Genomic DNA, 16,808 nt, shown 5'->3' on the forward strand with positions numbered 1-16,808 from the left:
CGCGGTGGCGCCGCGGACGGTTTTCGGCTTCGGTAAGGGGAGCCGTTCGGCCGCACGCGGTGGCGCTTGTGGCCGAACGGCCGTACTGACGTCGACAAGGGAGTCACGCCATGGACATGAGCCTCGAAGTGATCCTGCTGCCGGTCACGGACGTGGACCGGGCCAAGGAGTTCTACCGGGACAAGGTCGGCTTCCACGTGGACCTGGACGGCGAGGTGATGGAGGGCGTCCGGATCTGTCAGCTGACCCCGCCCGGATCGGGCTGTTCCATCGCCCTGGTGGACGGCCTCCAGATTCCGACGGGAGCCCCGCAGCCCGGCACGTACCACGGCATGCAACTGTGCGTCACGGACGCGAAGACGGCCTACGAGGAGCTGACCTCCCGCGGCCTGGACGTGAGCGAACCGGTCCAGTTCGCCCCGCGGGACGGCGCCACCTTCATGTACTTCAAGGACCCCGACGGCAACGGCTGGGCGATCCAGGAGTACAAGCGCCGCGAGACGGAGCCGCTGCACCAGGTACTGGCGCAGCAGGCGGCGGAGTAGGCAATGCCAAAGGGGGCGCGGTTTCACTCTCCGCGCCCCCTTCGGCAGAAATCCCTACAGCACCGGCAGGTTCTTCCGCAGCTCGAACGCGGTGACCTCGCTGCGGTACTCCTCCCACTCCGACTTCTTGTTGCGCAGGAAGAAGTCGAAGACGTGCTCGCCCAGCGTCTCGGCCACCAGGTCGCTGCGCTCCATGAGGGTCAGTGCCTCGCCCAGGTTCTGGGGCAGCGGCTCGATGCCCATCGCGCGGCGCTCGGCGTCGGAGAGGGCCCAGACGTCGTCCTCGGCGCCCGGAGGCAGTTCGTAGCCCTCCTCGACGCCCTTGAGGCCGGCGGCCAGGAGCATGGCGTACGCGAGGTACGGGTTGGCGCCGGAGTCGATGGAGCGGACCTCGATGCGGGCCGAGCCGGTCTTGCCGGGCTTGTACATCGGGACGCGGACCAGGGCGGAGCGGTTGTTGTGGCCCCAGCAGATGTAGGAGGGGGCCTCACCGCCGGCGCCGGCGGTGCGCTCGGAGCCGCCCCAGATGCGCTTGTAGGAGTTGACCCACTGGTTGGTGACCGCGGAGATCTCCGCGGCGTGCTTCAGCAGGCCCGCGATGAAGGAGCGGCCGACCTTGGAGAGCTGGTACTCCGAGCCGGACTCGTAGAACGCGTTCCGGTCTCCCTCGAAGAGGGAGAGGTGGGTGTGCATGCCCGAGCCGGGGTGCTCCGAGAACGGCTTCGGCATGAACGTCGCCTGGACGCCCTGCTCCAGCGCCACCTGCTTCATGACCAGGCGGAACGTCATGATGTTGTCCGCCGTCGAGAGCGCGTCCGCGTACCGCAGGTCGATCTCCTGCTGGCCGGGGGCGCCCTCGTGGTGGGAGAACTCGACCGAGATGCCCATCGACTCGAGCATGGTGATCGCCTGGCGGCGGAAGTCCATGCCGATGTTCTGGGGGGTGTGGTCGAAGTAGCCGGAGTTGTCGGCCGGGGTGGGGCGCGAGCCGTCCAGGGGCCGGTCCTTCAGCAGGAAGAACTCGATCTCCGGGTGGGTGTAGAAGGTGAAGCCCAGGTCCGAGGTGCGCGCCAGGGCACGCTTCAGCACGTACCGGGGGTCCGCGAAGGACGGGGAGCCGTCCGGCATGAGGATGTCGCAGAACATCCGGGCCGTTCCGGGGGCCTCGGCGCGCCAGGGCAGTACCTGGAAGGTCGACGGGTCCGGCTTGGCGATCATGTCGGACTCGTACACGCGAGCGAATCCCTCGATCGCGGAGCCGTCGAATCCGATGCCCTCGTCGAAGGCCTGTTCCAGCTCCGCCGGGGCCACGGCGACGGACTTGAGGAAGCCCAGCACGTCCGTGAACCACAGGCGTACGAACCGGATGTCGCGCTCCTCCAATGTCCGGAGCACGAACTCCTGCTGCTTGTCCATCTTCCGCTTCCCCATCCTTGCTGGTCAGGCCGCCTGTCTCCCTGTCCCGCAGGAGGCGGTCGGGCACCTGAGCATCACACCACAACACCATTTCATGCGCGTTGCCGACCTTGATCGTCCGAGCGACCCAGGAATGAACGCCTCACGTCCGGCGGATGCACTGCTCCACCGCCCATCTTGCCTGCTCGGACTGACATACGTAATGCCCGGCCGTTCGCGTCTCACCGCGCGTCACGGGTTTCCTGCGGACTCCCTACGAGATGCCACCCCCGCCCCACTACGATCAGCGGACCGATCGTCACCATCCGTCCAGCCCCTTTCCCCCAGAAGGACACACCTCATGGGTTCCGCCAAGAAGAGCACCTCCGCGGCACGCAAGGCACGCATAGAGGAGATGCGGCGCGCAGAGCAGTCCCGGGAGCGCCGCAACAGGATCCTCGTCGTCACCGCCAGCGTGGTGGTCGTGGCCGCCCTGGTCACCGGCGCCGTCGTGCTGGTGCAGTCGCAGTCGGACGACGGCACGAGCACCGCGGCCGACTCCAAGGGGGCGGGGCACTTCGTTACGGGCTCGGACGGGGTGAAGACCTGGAAGGGCACCCTGGGCCGCACCCACGTCGCCAAGACCGTGACGTACCCGATGGAGCCCCCGGTCGGCGGAGACCACAACCAGGTGTGGATGAACTGCAACGGCGACGTCTACGCCAAGGCGCTCAACAACATGAACGCCGTGCACTCCCTGGAGCACGGCGCGGTCTGGGTGACGTATACGAGCAAGGCCCCGAAGGCCGACGTCGCGGCGCTCGCGGCGAAGGTGAAGAAGACGCCGTACACGCTGATGAGTCCCGACGACAAGCAGAAGGACCCGATCATGCTGTCGGCGTGGGGTCACCAGCGGACGGTGACGGGGGCCGACGACCCGAACGTCGACAAGTTCTTCGAGAAGTTCGTGCAGGGCCAGCAGACGCCCGAGCCGGGCGCGGCGTGCACGAGCGGTCTGTCGCAGTGAGGTCCGCGGCAGTCGCCGTGGCCGTGGCGGGCGTACTCGTCGCGGGCGGCGCGATCACCTATGCCGTGGCCGAGGACGGCGGCTCGGGCGACACCCCGGCCGCCGCGTCGGCGGACGCCGGCTTCGCGCGCGACATGGCCGTGCACCATCAGCAGGCCGTCGAGATGTCGTACATCGTGCGTGACCGCACCAAGGACGTCGAGGTTCGCCGTCTCGCCTACGACATCGCGCAGACCCAGGCCAACCAGCGCGGCATGCTGCTGGGCTGGCTGGATCTGTGGCAGTTGCCGAAGGTGTCCGCGGATCCGCCGATGACGTGGATGGGCATGGGTGACATGCCCTCCGCCGGGGAGGGTTCGCTGATGCCTGGCATGGCGACGAACAGCGAGATGAAGAAGCTGGGCACCCTCAACGGCAAGCAGGCGGAGATCTTCTATCTGCAGTTGATGACGGAGCACCACAAGGGCGGCATCCACATGGCGAAGGGCTGTGTCGAGAAGTGCACGGTCACGGTGGAGAAGCGGCTCGCGCAGGGGATGGTCGACGCGCAGCAGTCGGAGATCGACCTGATGGCGGGGATGCTGAAGGAGCGGGGGGCGAAAGCGCGTTCCTAGAGGGCTGTACAGGGATAACCCTCGGTATTCGCGGCGACTTAACCCTCAAATGGCTTTGTCATTAGGTTAATTGGGCTCGTCTTGACACTCGCATTCCCCTGGCATGAACGGTTCATCGAAAGAGTGACGAGACCGTCGAGTGATCACTCGCGACGAACCGCACAGGGGGTTCCATGAGATCCAATCGCGCCACGGTGCGCGCCGGAGTGAGCCTGGCAGCGACACTGCCGATGCTCGCGAGCGCGCTGGCGCTGGGCATACCCGCGGCCCACGCCGCGGACAGCCCGAACCGCGACACGCTGGCCGGCACCAAGCCCGCGTGGGCCACGGCCAAGGCCGACAAGGGCGCCACCTCGGACAGCGCCAAGGTTTCCGCCCGGGTCTACCTCGCCGGCAAGGACGCCGCCGGCCTCGCCGCCTACGCGAAGGCCGTGGCCGACCCGGCCTCGGCGTCGTACGGCAAGTACCTGACCGCCGCGCAGACCCAGGCACGCTTCGGCGCGACCAAGGCACAGGTCGCCGCGGTGAAGTCCTGGCTGACGTCTGCGGGCCTGAAGGTCACGGGCGTCACGCAGCACTACGTCGCCGTCAGCGGTGACGTGGCCGCCGTCGAGAAGGCCTTCGGGACCCAGCTGCACAACTACACCAAGGGCGCCAAGACCTACCGCGCCCCGGTGAAGACCGCCTCCGCGCCGGCCGCCCTCGACGGCGCCGTGCTGACGGTGACCGGCCTGGACAACGCGCCGCACAAGGCGAGCTCCAAGGACCAGCTGCCGCCGCCGGACGCCGTGTTCAAGAACTCCGGACCGTTCTCCTCGTACTACGGCTCGAAGACCGCGACCACGCTGCCCTCGGCCTACGGCACGAAGATCCCGTACGCGATCCAGGGCTACACGGGCAAGCAGCTGCGTGCCGCGTACGGCGCCGGCAAGTACACGGGCAAGGGGGTGCGGGTCGCCATCACCGACGCGTACGCGTCCCCGACCATCGCCTTCGACGCGGCCACCTACGCGAAGAAGAACGGTGACGCGGCCTGGAAAACCACCCAGCTGCACCAGGTGCTGCCCAAGGACTACACGCACACCGGCGTCAAGGAATGCGATGCGGCCGGCTGGTACGGCGAGGAAACCCTCGACGTCGAGGCCGTGCACGCGGTCGCGCCGGACGCGGACGTCACGTACGTGGGCGCCGCCTCCTGCATGGACGACGATCTGCTCGACTCGCTCGGCAAGGTCGTCGACAACCACCTGGCCGACATCGTCTCCAACTCGTGGGGCGACATCGAGGCCAACCAGACGCCGGACCTCGCGGCCGCCTACGACCAGGTGTTCCAGCTGGGCGCGGTCGAGGGCATCGGCTTCTACTTCTCCTCCGGTGACAACGGCGACGAGGTCGCCAACACCAAGGTGAAGCAGGTCGACACCCCGGCCAACTCGGCGTGGGTGACGGCGGTCGGCGGTACCTCGCTGGCCGTCGGCAAGGGCGACAAGTACCTGTGGGAGACCGGCTGGGGCACCGAGAAGGCCACGCTGTCCACGGACGGCAAGAGCTGGACGAACTTCCCCGGCGCGTTCACCTCGGGTGCGGGCGGCGGCACCAGCAAGACGGTCGCCGAGCCCTTCTACCAGAAGGGTGTCGTCCCGAAGGCGCTCGCCACGGCCAACAACGCCGCCGGCAACCGCGTCGTCCCGGACATCTCCGCGATCGCCGACCCGAACACCGGTTTCCTGGTCGGGCAGACGCAGACCTTCCCGGACGGGTCGCAGCAGTACAGCCAGTACCGCATCGGCGGCACCTCGCTGGCCTCGCCTGTGATCGCGGCCGTGCAGGCGCTGGCGCAGCAGGCGCAGGGCGGTAAGGCGATCGGGTTCGCGAACCCGTCGATCTACGCCAAGTACGGCTCGAAGGTGTTCCACGACGTCACCGACAACCCCACGGGGTCCGGTCTCGCCGTGGCGCGCATCGACTTCCTGAACGGCTCCGACGCGACGGACGGCCTGGCCACCTCGGTCCGTTCCCTCGGCAAGGACAGCTCGCTGTCCGCGGTGAAGGGCTACGACGACGTCACCGGCGTGGGCTCGCCCTCGAACGGCTACGTGGACTCGTACAAGCGCCACTGAAAGCCATACCGTGGCGTTGCGCCCGTCTCCCCTCCCGGGAGGCGGGCGCAACGCGTTTCCCTGCACGGTCGCACCGGGATTCCGGCAGCTTCCAGAAGGTGCCTGCCGGGCACGCCTGACGCTTTCTTCCGGTTTTCTCCCATCCGGTGCTGTGTACGCACTTCAACGCGGCAACGGAGCACCGCAGAGCCCACAGACCGGACTTGTCGTCTCCGTACTGCCGCATTGCAGACAGCGCCTCGTCACAACGTCCCACGCACCCGATGACATGGCATCCTCTTGGTTTTCGGGAGCCCCTTCCTCCCGTTTCGCTGAGCCTGCCCCGGAAGGGGCCAGACCCCATTTCCGCGCGAGGCGTTTGAGTTGCGCTCCCCAGGACCCTGGCCATTGACGTAACAAGGTCCCACCCCCTGACACTGGTCTCCATAGATATTCAGTAGAGCACGGGCATCCGCGAATTGCCCGCAAAGCATCCGCTCCAGCATCGTGTAGCCCCTGTGGAACAGCCTGCCGATCAGCGTCTTGATCCGGCCCAGCGTCCACCGCTGGTCATCACTGAAGCCGTAGGCCAACGGCCCCCGCTCCAGTTCGGCCTCCAGCCGGTCCCACTCCCGGACCGACAGCCGCTCCCGCGACACCGGCCCCTTCGACTCCAGCGCCGTGATCACGCCTTTGCGCCAGACCTTGCGCCACCGCCACACCGTGCGCTCCGTGACCCGCAGGTCCTTCGCGATCACCTTGACCTCATCACCGCGCTCGAACCGCTCGGCCGCCTCCAACCTCAGCAGCTCCCGCTTCTCCTGCCCGGAGGGCGTACACCCGCCCCGCTGCGCTTACCTCATGATCCGGTCGCACCACAGGGATCACGAATCGTCACGATCCCACAGGCTCTACGAGTTCAACCTGAGTACCCAAAGAGCGCGCTTTACATTATCACTTCCATTTTTTACCGGACGCTTTGCTTCTGATCTCAGATCTTCATCAATTACCTATGCGGCTCTTGTGGATTCAATATCCGGAAGTGGAAGATCTACGGGCGAGATCAAATGCCTGCAGGCATCAGCACTACATCCCTCGCGCCCGCATGACCTGCGGGCGCCTTGACGAAGGAAAAAGTGTGAGACGCACTTCTGCATCGCTCCGCATGGCCGCTCTGGGGGTCGCGACCGTCGCCACCCTCGTCGCCGGCCCCACTGTCCTCGCCTTCGCGGACGACTCCGACCCTGTCGACGCCACCTTCGACGCCGACTTCACCGAGCAGGAAACCGACTCCCCAGCCCTCAGTCACTCGATCTTCACCAACACGCCCGACAACACCACCGGGATCGTAAGCAACGCCGCAGCGGCGTCCACCATGCCCGGAGGCAGCTGGCCGGACCACTCCGCCACCGGGTACGGCGACACCGTCCGGTGGGGCGGTCACTTCCGCGGCGTGGTCGAGGACCTGAACCGCGGCACCCGGATCGAGGCTCTCATCCACCTCATGGAGCCAGGCGGGGATCCCGACCAGGAACGCGGCGTGTACGGCCGAGCCGACTGGTACGGCAACACGCAGAGCTGCTACCCCACGTCGATGTCGAGCGCGAGCTGCACGACGGCTTGGTACCACACGGACAACAGCGAGACTGGCCGGGAGAATGCGAACAGCACCTGGCAGTACTGGTATCAGTGGGACGAGGTCCACCCCACCTACAACAGCGGCCGCGGCGCTTTCAAGGGCTGCATCGACGTGAAGTGGCACAAGGACAAGTGCACGGCCACGATCATCCGGGGCTCGCACTACAACTGATCGGTTCCTCGCACCGGTCAGCGACGTACCGGGCGATGAACTGATCCGAGGATGCGCGGGGCGACTGTGACCCGCCCCGCGCATCGATCCCCCACCTTTTCAGCGGATCGGCAGCCATGCAACCAGACGTCACCCTCACCGATGTCCACTTCAGTTACCGCAGACGCCCGGTCCTCCACGGTGTCAGTGCGGTACTCACACCCGGTATGAACTTCATCGCGGGTGTCAACGGCGCCGGAAAGACAACCCTGTTCCGGTTGATCCTCGGGGAACTCCGCCCGCAGCAGGGCGCCATCAGTGCTCCGTCGGACAGCGTCGGATATCTGCCACAGTCCTTCGGCTTCCCACCCCGGTTCACTGTGGCGGACTTCGTCGCGCACTTCGCCTGGCTGCATCGCGTACCACGCGCGGTCAGAAGCAGCAGCGTCCGGCGAGCGCTGGAACGCGTCGGCCTCGACGACTGCGCCAGCGACCGCATGCGCTCGCTCTCCGGCGGCATGCTGCGCCGCGCCGGTATCGCGCAGGCTCTGGTCCACAACCCCTCACTGCTGCTCCTGGACGAGCCGACGGCCGGACTCGATCCGCACCAACGGGCCGAACTACGCCTACTACTGCCGGAGTTGGCACGGACGACGACCGTCGTGGTCAGCACCCACCTCCTGGAGGACGCCGAGGCCATGGGCGGCAATCTCGTAGTCCTGAGCGAGGGCACAGCACTCTTCACCGGCCCGGTGTCGGAGCTGTCCACGCGGGCCGGCGGCGGCTCAGGATCCCTGCAGCAGGCATTCCTGCAACTCACCGGCCCTCGCGGGGGTGATCCGCTGTGACACTGTGGCGGATCTGGACACGCACTTCCTATGCGCCCTTCTTCCTGGCGGTTCCCGCAGTGATCGAGGCACTTCTGCGGATGAGCGACCCCAGCCCGCGGTTCCGCTTCGAGTGGCCGTGGGCGACGACACTCGCGGGCGAGTGGCTGGTATTCGGCGGAGCCGTGGTCGCCGGGGTCACGGCATGGGAGGCATGGCTCACGCGCCGTCGACTGGACGCGTTCCACACTGGCCCCTCACGCGGCAGCGCCAACGTCTTCGCCGTATGGGCCGGAGCCGCGACCTGGTGGACCCTGCTGCACACCCTCTTCCTGGCGGTCCACCTCACCGCCGCTTTCGTCTCCCATGCCATCGGCCCGGTCGAACCGCTGATCATCGCGGTCCAGTACATCGCCGTCTGGGGGTTCTGCGCTCTGGGTGCCCTGGTCGGCTGGTACACGCGCTGGGTGTTCGCGGCGCCCTTGCTGACCCTCGCCCTGGTCGCCGTCGTACTGTCCGGCGCCGAGGCCCAGCGCATCATGTGGTTCACCTCCGCGAGCAGCCTCCTGGGCTGGCGGCCTGTGACGTCGAGCTACACCTTGCAGGCAGCCGTCTATGCAGGCGTGCTCGTCGTCGTCCTCGGCCAGCTGCTGTCCACCGCCCTTCGGCGAGGCCTGCTAGTAGCGGGGCTGGTCCTCTCCCTGTGCACCGCGGTGCCCGCGGCAGCCTCCGGCCGCTCGTACTGGAAACCGGCCGTCGCAGCTGATGACTGCGCACGCCAGGCCAATGGACTGACCGTGTGCGCCGGCGACGGTTTCGAGCCGCTGTACGCCCGGGTTGCCAGCGGTCTGGCTCCAGTCGTACGACGTATGCGGGCACTGGGGATCGAGCCACCGACGACCTACGTCATCGCAGCGGGCGAATCCGTCAGGATCCCGGACCCTCACGACGGCGTCATCTCCGTCGACGCAGTCAACGGGCGCACGCACGTACCCCCGGCCGCTCTGGTCATGGCCGCCACCATCCAGACTGGCTGCGCCCATCCGACAAGCGGACAGGTGGAGCGGCAGGCCGTCCTGTACGGCTGGTTCCTGCGGGAGTTCGGCACGGACGCACCCGGCCGCTATCCCCCGCAACCGGTGCAGCAACTGCGAGCGCTGGACACCGCTGCGCAGCGGGCCTGGGTCCAGGACGCCTACACCCAGGCATGGGCCTGTGACCCGGCGGCTCCCGACTACCCGAACGGGGTGACCAGGTGAAACCGACACCGGGCGCCGTGAAGCCCGCCCTGGGTTTCGCAGCGGCGCGCTGCCCGCCAACAGCTTTGCTCGCCGCGGGTCTTGCAATCCTGCTGGCCGCAGTGGTCACCCCAGGCAGCGTGCCCACCCTGGCGATGGCGGCGCGGCAGCCCTTGGCCCCGTTGGCGCCCGCGGTAGCCGCGCTCGCGATCGGGCTCCTCATGGATAATCCGATGCCCAGCCTGGAAGCCCGGGCCCCCCGATGGCGTCTGTGCGGCGCCCGGGCGATCTGGTACACGACCGTTCTGATGTGCGTCGTAGCCGCCACGGCCGCCATGCTGCCGCTCGCTGCCCCCGCGTGGCACGGCGTCATGCTGCGCAACGCCGTGCTGCTGACTGCAGTGGCGGTTCTCACTTCGGTCGGCGTGGGCACTCGTGCCGCCTGGCTCACCGTCTTTGTCGTAGCCCTGCCCAACCTGCTGGCAGGCGCCGCCGACAACCGGGGCGCACGCCCCTGGGCGATCCTCTTGCAGCCCTCGGGCTCGATGACGGCCACCCTCATCACCGGTGGTTTCGCGGTGCTGGCCCTCGCGTGCTACACGCAGTGGGACACTCGACCACTGACCGGGCTCCCGGTCGCGGGTGCCTGACGCCTGCAGGCGTGCAGGGTTGCCTCGAGTGCCGCCGCCTGCTCGAGCGTCGGCAGCAGCTTGACCTGCACCACCAGCATCACAATCACCGAACGTACACACCCGGACGACAGGCCACTGCACGTTCGAAGTGGATCTGAACGAATGACACGCATGGTCGTGGGTCGGCGCCTTGACCGGACGAGAGACCCGGCCGCTCCGCGGCCGAGCAGACGTCACGGCGCTGCGGCGCTCCGCGCCGCCTGAACCAGGACGCGATTCCTCCAGGCGTCAACACCCGGGGTTCCTCGCAGGAAACAAGCTCAAACCGGCGTTACACGCACGGGCCCAGCCCCGGAGGCGAAACCCTCCGGGGACGGGCCCGTCCGTCTGTGCCGGATTCGCCGGCAGCGCGGGCGCGCTCTACTTGCCCGGCACGTGGTCGTCTCCCCCACCGCGGCCGGCCATCAGGTGGATCACGACACCGACGACCAGCAGGAGTGCCCCGACGACGAGGAACGGGACCGGGGTGTACTCCTCGGTGCAGGTCTGCCCGCCCGACACCGCGTGGCACACGTCCCCCGGACCGCCCCGGTTCAGGTAGGCGAGGTAGAAGACCGGCAGGGCCACCCCCGAGACGGCTCCCACGACAGCGTTTCGAGGCCCCTTGCGGAGCAGGAACACGGCGGCCGCCGCGGCGAGTGCGACGAAGACCGCGCCCACCGTCAGGATCGCGGCCAGGCCGATGCCGGCACACGCCCCCACGAGAAGCCAGGCCAGGAACCAGCCCCATCCGGACCTGCCGGCCGTCCGGCCCGTATCGTCATGATTCATGGATTCATTCAAGGCAAGTTCATGACAATTCAGCAATGGGCATCGGAAGATCATTGCCCGACCGTCAGCCAGTGATGACCTCGGACGGCCGCCCGGCCCCGCGTGAAGCGACCCACACCCCCCTCCACCCCATCGCGTCGCTCTGACGATTACACTGATCGTGTGCCTGCCTTGAACTTCTGGTCGATCTATCAGCACGGGTTCGCACGCGTCGCCGCGTGTACGGGTCACACCGTCATCGCGGACCCGCCCGCCAACGCCGAAGCGGTACTGCGCCACGCGCGCCGGTGCGCTGCGGAAGGGGTCGCCGTCGCCGTCTTCCCGGAGCTGGGACTGTGCGGCTACTCCATCGAGGACCTGCTGCTCCAGGACGCGCTGCTCGACGAGGCCGAGACGGCCCTCGGGGATGTGGTCGCCGGCTCGGCCGACCTGCTCCCGGTGCTGGTCGTCGGGGCCCCGCTGCGCCATCGCAACCGGGTCTACAACTGCGCGGTGATCGTGCACCGCGGCCGGGTCCTCGGTGTCGTACCGAAGTCGTACCCGCCCAACTACCGCGAGTTCTACGAGCGTCGGCAGATCGGCGACGGCGCCGACGAACGCGGCGGCTCGATCCGGGTCGGCGGCGAGACCGTACCGTTCGGCGTGGATCTGCTGTTCGAGGCGGCCGACGTCCCCGGTCTCGTGCTGCACACGGAGATCTGCGAGGACATGTGGGTGCCGGTGCCGCCCAGCGCGGAGGCCGCCCTCGCCGGTGCCACCGTCCTGGTCAACCTGTCCGGCAGCCCGATCACGGTCGGACGGGCCGAGGACCGCAAGCTGCTGTGCCGCTCGGCGTCCTCCCGCTGTCTCGCCGCGTACGTCTACGCGGCGGCCGGTCTGGGAGAGTCCACCACCGACCTGTCCTGGGACGGACAGGCCATGATCCACGAGAACGGCGTCCTGCTGGCCGAGACCGAGCGGTTCCCGCAGGGCGACGAGTACGCGGTGGCCGACGTGGACCTGGACCTGCTGCGGCAGGAGCGGATGCGGATGGGCACGTTCGACGAGAACCGGCGTACCCACCGGGCGCGGACCGGTGACTTCCGTACGGTGTCGTTCGAACTCGACCCGCCTTCGGGCGACCTGGGCCTCAGGCGCCGTCTGGAGCGTTTCCCGTTCGTGCCCGCCGACGCCGACCGGCTCGCCCAGGACTGCTACGAGGCCTACAACATCCAGGTCGCCGGACTGCAGCAGCGGCTCGCGGCGATCGGCGGCCCGAAGGTGGTCATCGGGGTGTCCGGCGGCCTCGACTCCACGCACGCGCTGATCGTCGCCGCCCGTGCGATGGACCGCGCAGGGCGTCCGCGGAGCGACATCCTGGCCTGGACGCTGCCCGGCTTCGCCACCAGCGACCACACCAAGGACAACGCCCACAAGCTGATGGCTGCCCTCGGCGTCACCGCGGCCGAGCTGGACATCACACCGACCGCGCGGCTGATGCTCAAGGAGATGGACCACCCGTTCGCCGCCGGCGAGCCGGTGTACGACGTCACCTTCGAGAACGTCCAGGCCGGGCTGCGAACCGACTACCTGTTCCGGCTCGCCAACCAGCGCGGCGGCATCGTGCTCGGCACCGGTGACCTCTCCGAACTGGCGCTCGGCTGGTCCACGTACGGCGTGGGCGACCAGATGAGCCACTACAACGTCAACTCGGGCGTGCCGAAGACGTTCATCCAGCATCTGATCCGCTGGGTCATCGGCAGCGGCCAGTTCGAGGAGGAGACCGGTGAGATCCTCGCCGCGATCCTCGGCACCGAGATCAGCCCGGAGCTCGTGCCGGGCGAGGAGATGCAGTCCACCGAGTCCAAGATCGGCCCGTACGCGCTGCACGACTTCACGCTCTTCCATGTGCTGCGGTACGGCTTCCGGCCGTCGAAGATCGCCTTCCTGGCCTGGCACGCCTGGCACGACGCCGATGCCGGTGCCTGGCCCCCGGGCTTCCCCGAGGCCAAGCGCGGGGCGTACGACCTGCCGGAGATCCGGCGGTGGCTGGAGGTGTTCTGCAAACGCTTCTTCGCGTTCGCGCAGTTCAAGCGCTCGGCCATGCCGAACGGGCCGAAGGTCTCGGCGGGCGGGTCGCTGTCGCCGCGCGGTGACTGGCGGGCACCGTCGGACGGTTCGGCGAAGGCCTGGCTGCGGGACCTCAGCCGCTTCGACTAGTCGGTGGGGGGCACGCCCCCGGGAGGTATCGGCGCGCTCCCCCGCCCCTCGCTCCTCCCGGTCATCTCCACGTCGAAGGTCTCCTGGGCGATCCGCATCCCGGTCGCCGACGACGACACACGGGCAGTAGGCCGGTTCCTGACCTGGAAAACGGGGCGCCCCGCCGACGGGGGAAGATCGGCGGGGCGCATGGTGCCGCTATGGCTCAGACGGGCCGTCGGGCCCTAGTGGACGGAGTGCTCGTCCAGCGGGAACGTGCCGCCGACGACGTCCTCCGCGAAGGCCTTCACCGCGCCGGTCATGACCTCGCGCAGGTTGGCGTACTGCTTGACGAACTTCGGGACCCGGCCGTCGGTCAGGCCGAGCATGTCGGTCCAGACGAGGACCTGCGCGTCGGTCTCAGGACCGGCACCGATCCCGACGGTCGGGATGTGCAGGACCCGGGTGACCTCGGCCGCGAGCTCCGCCGGGACCAGCTCCAGGACCACCGCGAACGCGCCCGCGTCCTGGACGGCCTTGGCGTCGCGCAGCAGTTGCTGGGCCGCCTCCTCGCCACGGCCCTGGACGCGGTAGCCCATGGAGTTGACGGACTGGGGGGTCAGGCCGATGTGGGCCATGACCGGGATGCCGGACTCGACCAGCAGCCGGATCTGTTCGTGCGAGCGCTCGCCGCCTTCAAGCTTCACGGCCCCGACGCCCGCCTCCTTGACCAGCCGGGTCGCCGAGCGCAGCGCCTGCACCGGGCCCTCCTGGTAGGAGCCGAAGGGCAGGTCGCCGACGATCAGGGCGCGCGAGGTGCCCCGTACGACGGCGGCCGACAGCATGGTCATCTGGTCCATCGTGACGGGCACGGTGGTCTCGTAGCCGAGATGGCAGTTGCCCGCCGAGTCGCCGACGAGCATGACCGGGATGCCGGCCTCGTCGAAGACGGACGCGGTCATCGCGTCGTATGCGGTGAGCATGGGCCACTTCTCGCCGCGTTCCTTGGCGAGGGCGATGTCCCGAACAGTGATGCGGCGGGTGCCCTTCCCTCCGTACAGCGCCTTGCTGCCGTCGGAAGGCTTGCTGTGGACAGCCGAAAGCTGCGTCATTGCAACGGCTCCTTACGTCATCTCGAGGCACCCTCACGGCGTCCCCGGATCACCTCCATGGTGGCACCTCGTGCCAGGGAGGGCCAGAGGGGGTCGGTGTGACCGTTCAGGCACGTAAGGTCTCGGTAAAGGATTTACGATACGAGACGGTTCCGTATCGTAATAGGGCTACGCTCGCCCTCATGACTACCGCAGTCCCTGATTCCCGCATACCGGAAGCGGTGCACCGGCGCCGCTGGGCGATCCTCGGCGTGCTGATGCTGAGCCTGCTGATCGTGGTGCTCGACAACTCGATCCTGAACGTCGCCATCAAGACGATCTCGACCCCGGCTCCTACCGGCCTCGGCGCCACCCAGAGCGAACTGGAATGGGCGATCAACGCCTACACCCTGGTCTTCGCCGGTCTCCTGTTCACCGCGGGCCTGCTCGGCGACCGGCTCGGCCGCAAGAAGGTCCTGCTCGGCGGCCTGGTCGTGTTCGGCGTCGGCTCCGCGCTCGCGGCCTCCTCCGGTTCGCCGGGAGAGCTGATCACCTTCCGCGCGCTGATGGGTCTCGGTGCCGCGTTCGTGATGCCCGCCACCCTCGCCGTCCTGATGAACGTCTTCGAGCGTGACGAGCAGCCCAAGGCCATCGGCATCTGGGCGGGCGGCGTCGGACTCGCCATCGCCATCGGGCCGATCACCGGCGGTGTGCTCCTCGACCACTTCTGGTGGGGCTCCGTCTTCCTCATCAACGTGCCGATCGTGGTGCTCGCCCTCGGCCTGATGCTGTGGCTGGTGCCCGACTCCCGCGACCCCAGCCCCGGCCGTATCGACCCCATCGGTGTCGTGCTGTCCGTCATCGGCCTGGTCCTGCTCGTCTACGGCATCATCAAGGGCGGCCAGCTCGCCGACTTCACGGACGCGACCGTCCTGGCCACCATCGGCGCGGGTGTCGCCGTGCTCGTCGCCTTCGTGGTGTTCGAGAAGCGCAGCGACCATCCGTCGATCGACGTCACGTACTTCAAGAACAAGGTCTTCTCGGCCGCGATCGGCGCCATCGGTCTGGTCTTCTTCGCGCTGATGGGTGTGACCTTCTTCTCGGTCTTCTACACCCAGAGCGTGCGGGGCTACTCGCCGCTGCAGACCGGTCTGCTGATGCTGCCGCTGGCCGTGGCACAGCTGGTCTTCGCACCCCGGGCGCGGCTGGTCGTCGACCGCTTCGGCAACAGGGCGACGACCACGGGCGGAATGCTGCTGATCGCCGCGATGCTGATGGCGTTCGCCGCGCTGGAGGCGGACACGCCGATCTGGCTCCTGGAGGTGATCTTCTTCCTCATGGGCACCGGCATGGCGCACATCATGACGCCGACCAGCGTCGTCATCATGCAGGCCCTGCCGCGCGAGAAGGCGGGTTCCGCGTCCGCACTCAGCAACACCTTCCGCCAGGTCGGCGGCGCGCTCGGTATCGCCGTGCTCGGCTCGGTGCTCTCCACGGCCTACCGCAACGGCATCGAGGACAAGCTCGGAGTGGTTCCGGCCGGTGTACGGCACACCGCGGGCGAGTCCATCGAGGCCACGCTCGGCGTCGCCGAGAAGCTCGGCCCGCGCGGCGACGCCCTGGTCGGTTCGGCCAACGACGCCTTCCTGCACGCGATGCACGTCACCGCGCTGTGCGGAGCGGGCGTGGCACTGGTCGGCGCCCTCGTCGTGTGGCTGTTCCTGCCCGGCCGGCCGGCGGGTCCTCAGAAGGGTTCGGACGAGCAGGAGTTGGTGACCGTCACGGAGTGACGCGGGGGCCGGGGGGCCAGGGCCGGGGGGCCGCGGGCGTGCGAGGCGTCGGCGGGATCGTACGCGGGGGAGAATCACCTCAGCCCACAGAAGCGAGAGGACGGGAGTGACGTGAGCAGCCCCGCCGGTGTTCCGCCGAGTTCCGACGTGCCGGCCGGGTCGGTCAGAGGCCGCCCCCGGAGCGAGGCGGTGGAGCGGGCCATCCTCGAAGGAGTGGTCGGGCTCCTGGAGGACGGCCTGCCGCTGTCGGATCTGTCCATCGAGCGGATCGCCCGTACCGCCGGCGTCGGCAAGGCCGCCATCTACCGCCGGTGGAGCGGCAAGGAGGAGCTCTTCGTCGACGTCCTGCGCGCGGCCGAGCCGCCGGACATCGACCTCCCCGGCACCTCCATGCGCGACGACCTCGTGGCCCTCCTCGAACAGCTGCGCCGGCGCGGGCTGTTGAGGCGCTCCTCCGCCCTGCTGCACAACGTCCACGCCCAGATGAAGAGCAGCCCGAAGATCTGGGCCGCGTACCACGCGATCGTCGTCGCGCCCCGCCGTGAACTCCAGGCCGAGATCCTGCGGCGCGGTCAGGACAACGGCGAACTCCGCACGGACGTCGACGTCGAGCTGATCAACGACATGTTCTTCGGCCCCATGCTGTTCCGCACCATCATGCAGCCCGAGGCCGACCTGCCGGAGGGCCTCTCGGAGCAGATCGTCGACACCGTGCTCGAAGGGCTACGCCCCGTCAGTTCCTAGCCCCGGAG

15 protein-coding genes are annotated in these 16,808 nt (G+C 68.4%); 11 read left to right on the plus strand and 4 right to left on the minus strand.

Going from position 1 to position 16,808, the window contains the following annotated elements; translation table 11 throughout:
* The first annotated feature begins 110 nt into the window (after positions 1-110).
* On the plus strand, positions 111-545 hold the full coding sequence (locus OHT57_RS14340) for a VOC family protein (RefSeq protein WP_328746769.1): 435 nt from the start codon (positions 111-113) through the stop codon (positions 543-545).
* Between the two features lie 54 nt (positions 546-599).
* Here OHT57_RS14340 and glnA read toward each other — a convergent pair whose 3' ends face one another.
* Positions 600-1,961 (minus strand): type I glutamate--ammonia ligase, encoded by a 1,362-nt coding sequence (gene glnA / locus OHT57_RS14345; RefSeq protein WP_328746770.1) that lies wholly within the window; start codon positions 1,959-1,961, stop codon positions 600-602.
* Positions 1,962-2,301: 340 nt separating this feature from the next.
* On the opposite strand from glnA, the gene OHT57_RS14350 reads away from it, so the two are divergent.
* The 3 genes from OHT57_RS14350 to OHT57_RS14360 all read left to right on the plus strand — a co-directional run bounded on the left by OHT57_RS14350 (position 2,302) and on the right by OHT57_RS14360 (position 5,701).
* Positions 2,302-2,967 carry a DUF3105 domain-containing protein gene (locus tag OHT57_RS14350; RefSeq protein ID WP_328746771.1) on the plus strand — a complete coding sequence of 222 codons (666 nt, stop codon included), beginning with the start codon at positions 2,302-2,304 and terminating at the stop codon, positions 2,965-2,967.
* Positions 2,964-3,581 (plus strand): DUF305 domain-containing protein, encoded by a 618-nt coding sequence (locus OHT57_RS14355; protein ID WP_328746772.1) that lies wholly within the window; start codon positions 2,964-2,966, stop codon positions 3,579-3,581. Before OHT57_RS14350 ends, OHT57_RS14355 begins: the two co-directional genes overlap by 4 nt.
* A gap of 173 nt (positions 3,582-3,754) precedes the next feature.
* Complete coding sequence (locus OHT57_RS14360; protein ID WP_328746773.1) at positions 3,755-5,701, plus strand: S53 family peptidase; 1,947 nt, start codon at positions 3,755-3,757, stop codon at positions 5,699-5,701.
* 242 nt (positions 5,702-5,943) lie between these two features.
* Here OHT57_RS14360 and OHT57_RS14365 read toward each other — a convergent pair whose 3' ends face one another.
* Entirely contained in the window at positions 5,944-6,489 is a 546-nt protein-coding gene (locus OHT57_RS14365) for a helix-turn-helix domain-containing protein (protein ID WP_328753194.1), read from the minus strand.
* A 329-nt stretch (positions 6,490-6,818) separates the two neighbouring features.
* On the opposite strand from OHT57_RS14365, the gene OHT57_RS14370 reads away from it, so the two are divergent.
* From OHT57_RS14370 to OHT57_RS14385, 4 genes are all read left to right on the plus strand, one after another.
* On the plus strand, positions 6,819-7,490 hold the full coding sequence (locus OHT57_RS14370; protein WP_328746774.1) for a hypothetical protein: 672 nt from the start codon (positions 6,819-6,821) through the stop codon (positions 7,488-7,490).
* A gap of 116 nt (positions 7,491-7,606) precedes the next feature.
* Entirely contained in the window at positions 7,607-8,317 is a 711-nt protein-coding gene (locus OHT57_RS14375; protein ID WP_328746775.1) for an ABC transporter ATP-binding protein, read from the plus strand.
* A gap of 80 nt (positions 8,318-8,397) precedes the next feature.
* Complete coding sequence (locus tag OHT57_RS14380) at positions 8,398-9,555, plus strand: hypothetical protein (RefSeq protein WP_328746776.1); 1,158 nt, start codon at positions 8,398-8,400, stop codon at positions 9,553-9,555.
* Positions 9,556-9,767: 212 nt separating this feature from the next.
* Positions 9,768-10,184 carry a hypothetical protein gene (locus tag OHT57_RS14385; RefSeq protein ID WP_328746777.1) on the plus strand — a complete coding sequence of 139 codons (417 nt, stop codon included), beginning with the start codon at positions 9,768-9,770 and terminating at the stop codon, positions 10,182-10,184.
* A 402-nt stretch (positions 10,185-10,586) separates the two neighbouring features.
* Here OHT57_RS14385 and OHT57_RS14390 read toward each other — a convergent pair whose 3' ends face one another.
* Positions 10,587-10,997 carry a hypothetical protein gene (locus tag OHT57_RS14390; protein WP_328746778.1) on the minus strand — a complete coding sequence of 137 codons (411 nt, stop codon included), beginning with the start codon at positions 10,995-10,997 and terminating at the stop codon, positions 10,587-10,589.
* 162 nt (positions 10,998-11,159) lie between these two features.
* On the opposite strand from OHT57_RS14390, the gene OHT57_RS14395 reads away from it, so the two are divergent.
* Positions 11,160-13,196 (plus strand): NAD(+) synthase, encoded by a 2,037-nt coding sequence (locus OHT57_RS14395; RefSeq protein WP_328746779.1) that lies wholly within the window; start codon positions 11,160-11,162, stop codon positions 13,194-13,196.
* 224 nt (positions 13,197-13,420) lie between these two features.
* On the opposite strand, the gene panB is transcribed toward OHT57_RS14395, so the two are convergent.
* Complete coding sequence (gene panB, locus OHT57_RS14400; protein WP_328746780.1) at positions 13,421-14,287, minus strand: 3-methyl-2-oxobutanoate hydroxymethyltransferase; 867 nt, start codon at positions 14,285-14,287, stop codon at positions 13,421-13,423.
* Positions 14,288-14,469: 182 nt separating this feature from the next.
* On the opposite strand from panB, the gene OHT57_RS14405 reads away from it, so the two are divergent.
* Positions 14,470-16,056: an MFS transporter gene (locus OHT57_RS14405; protein WP_328746781.1), complete on the plus strand. Its 1,587-nt coding sequence runs from the start codon at positions 14,470-14,472 to the stop codon at positions 16,054-16,056.
* A gap of 111 nt (positions 16,057-16,167) precedes the next feature.
* Positions 16,168-16,800, plus strand: coding sequence for a TetR/AcrR family transcriptional regulator (locus OHT57_RS14410; RefSeq protein ID WP_328746782.1), 633 nt, complete (start codon positions 16,168-16,170; stop codon positions 16,798-16,800).
* Positions 16,801-16,808 lie beyond the last annotated feature (8 nt).

Origin of the sequence: Streptomyces sp. NBC_00285, from assembly GCF_036174265.1 — a bacterium.
Classification (GTDB): Bacteria; Actinomycetota; Actinomycetes; order Streptomycetales; family Streptomycetaceae; genus Streptomyces.

Excerpts from the sequence above, each read along its gene's own strand:
- OHT57_RS14340 (WP_328746769.1), top strand. The coding sequence starts at position 111 with ATGGACATGAGCCTCGAAGTGATCCTGCTGCCGGTCACGGACGTGGAC.
- glnA (WP_328746770.1), bottom strand. The coding sequence starts at position 1,961 with ATGGACAAGCAGCAGGAGTTCGTGCTCCGGACATTGGAGGAGCGCGAC.
- OHT57_RS14350 (WP_328746771.1), top strand. The coding sequence starts at position 2,302 with ATGGGTTCCGCCAAGAAGAGCACCTCCGCGGCACGCAAGGCACGCATA.
- OHT57_RS14360 (WP_328746773.1), top strand. The coding sequence starts at position 3,755 with ATGAGATCCAATCGCGCCACGGTGCGCGCCGGAGTGAGCCTGGCAGCG.
- OHT57_RS14375 (WP_328746775.1), top strand. The coding sequence starts at position 7,607 with ATGCAACCAGACGTCACCCTCACCGATGTCCACTTCAGTTACCGCAGA.
- OHT57_RS14380 (WP_328746776.1), top strand. The coding sequence starts at position 8,398 with ATGAGCGACCCCAGCCCGCGGTTCCGCTTCGAGTGGCCGTGGGCGACG.
- OHT57_RS14385 (WP_328746777.1), top strand. The coding sequence starts at position 9,768 with ATGCCCAGCCTGGAAGCCCGGGCCCCCCGATGGCGTCTGTGCGGCGCC.
- OHT57_RS14390 (WP_328746778.1), bottom strand. The coding sequence starts at position 10,997 with ATGAATCATGACGATACGGGCCGGACGGCCGGCAGGTCCGGATGGGGC.
- panB (WP_328746780.1), bottom strand. The coding sequence starts at position 14,287 with ATGACGCAGCTTTCGGCTGTCCACAGCAAGCCTTCCGACGGCAGCAAG.
- OHT57_RS14405 (WP_328746781.1), top strand. The coding sequence starts at position 14,470 with ATGACTACCGCAGTCCCTGATTCCCGCATACCGGAAGCGGTGCACCGG.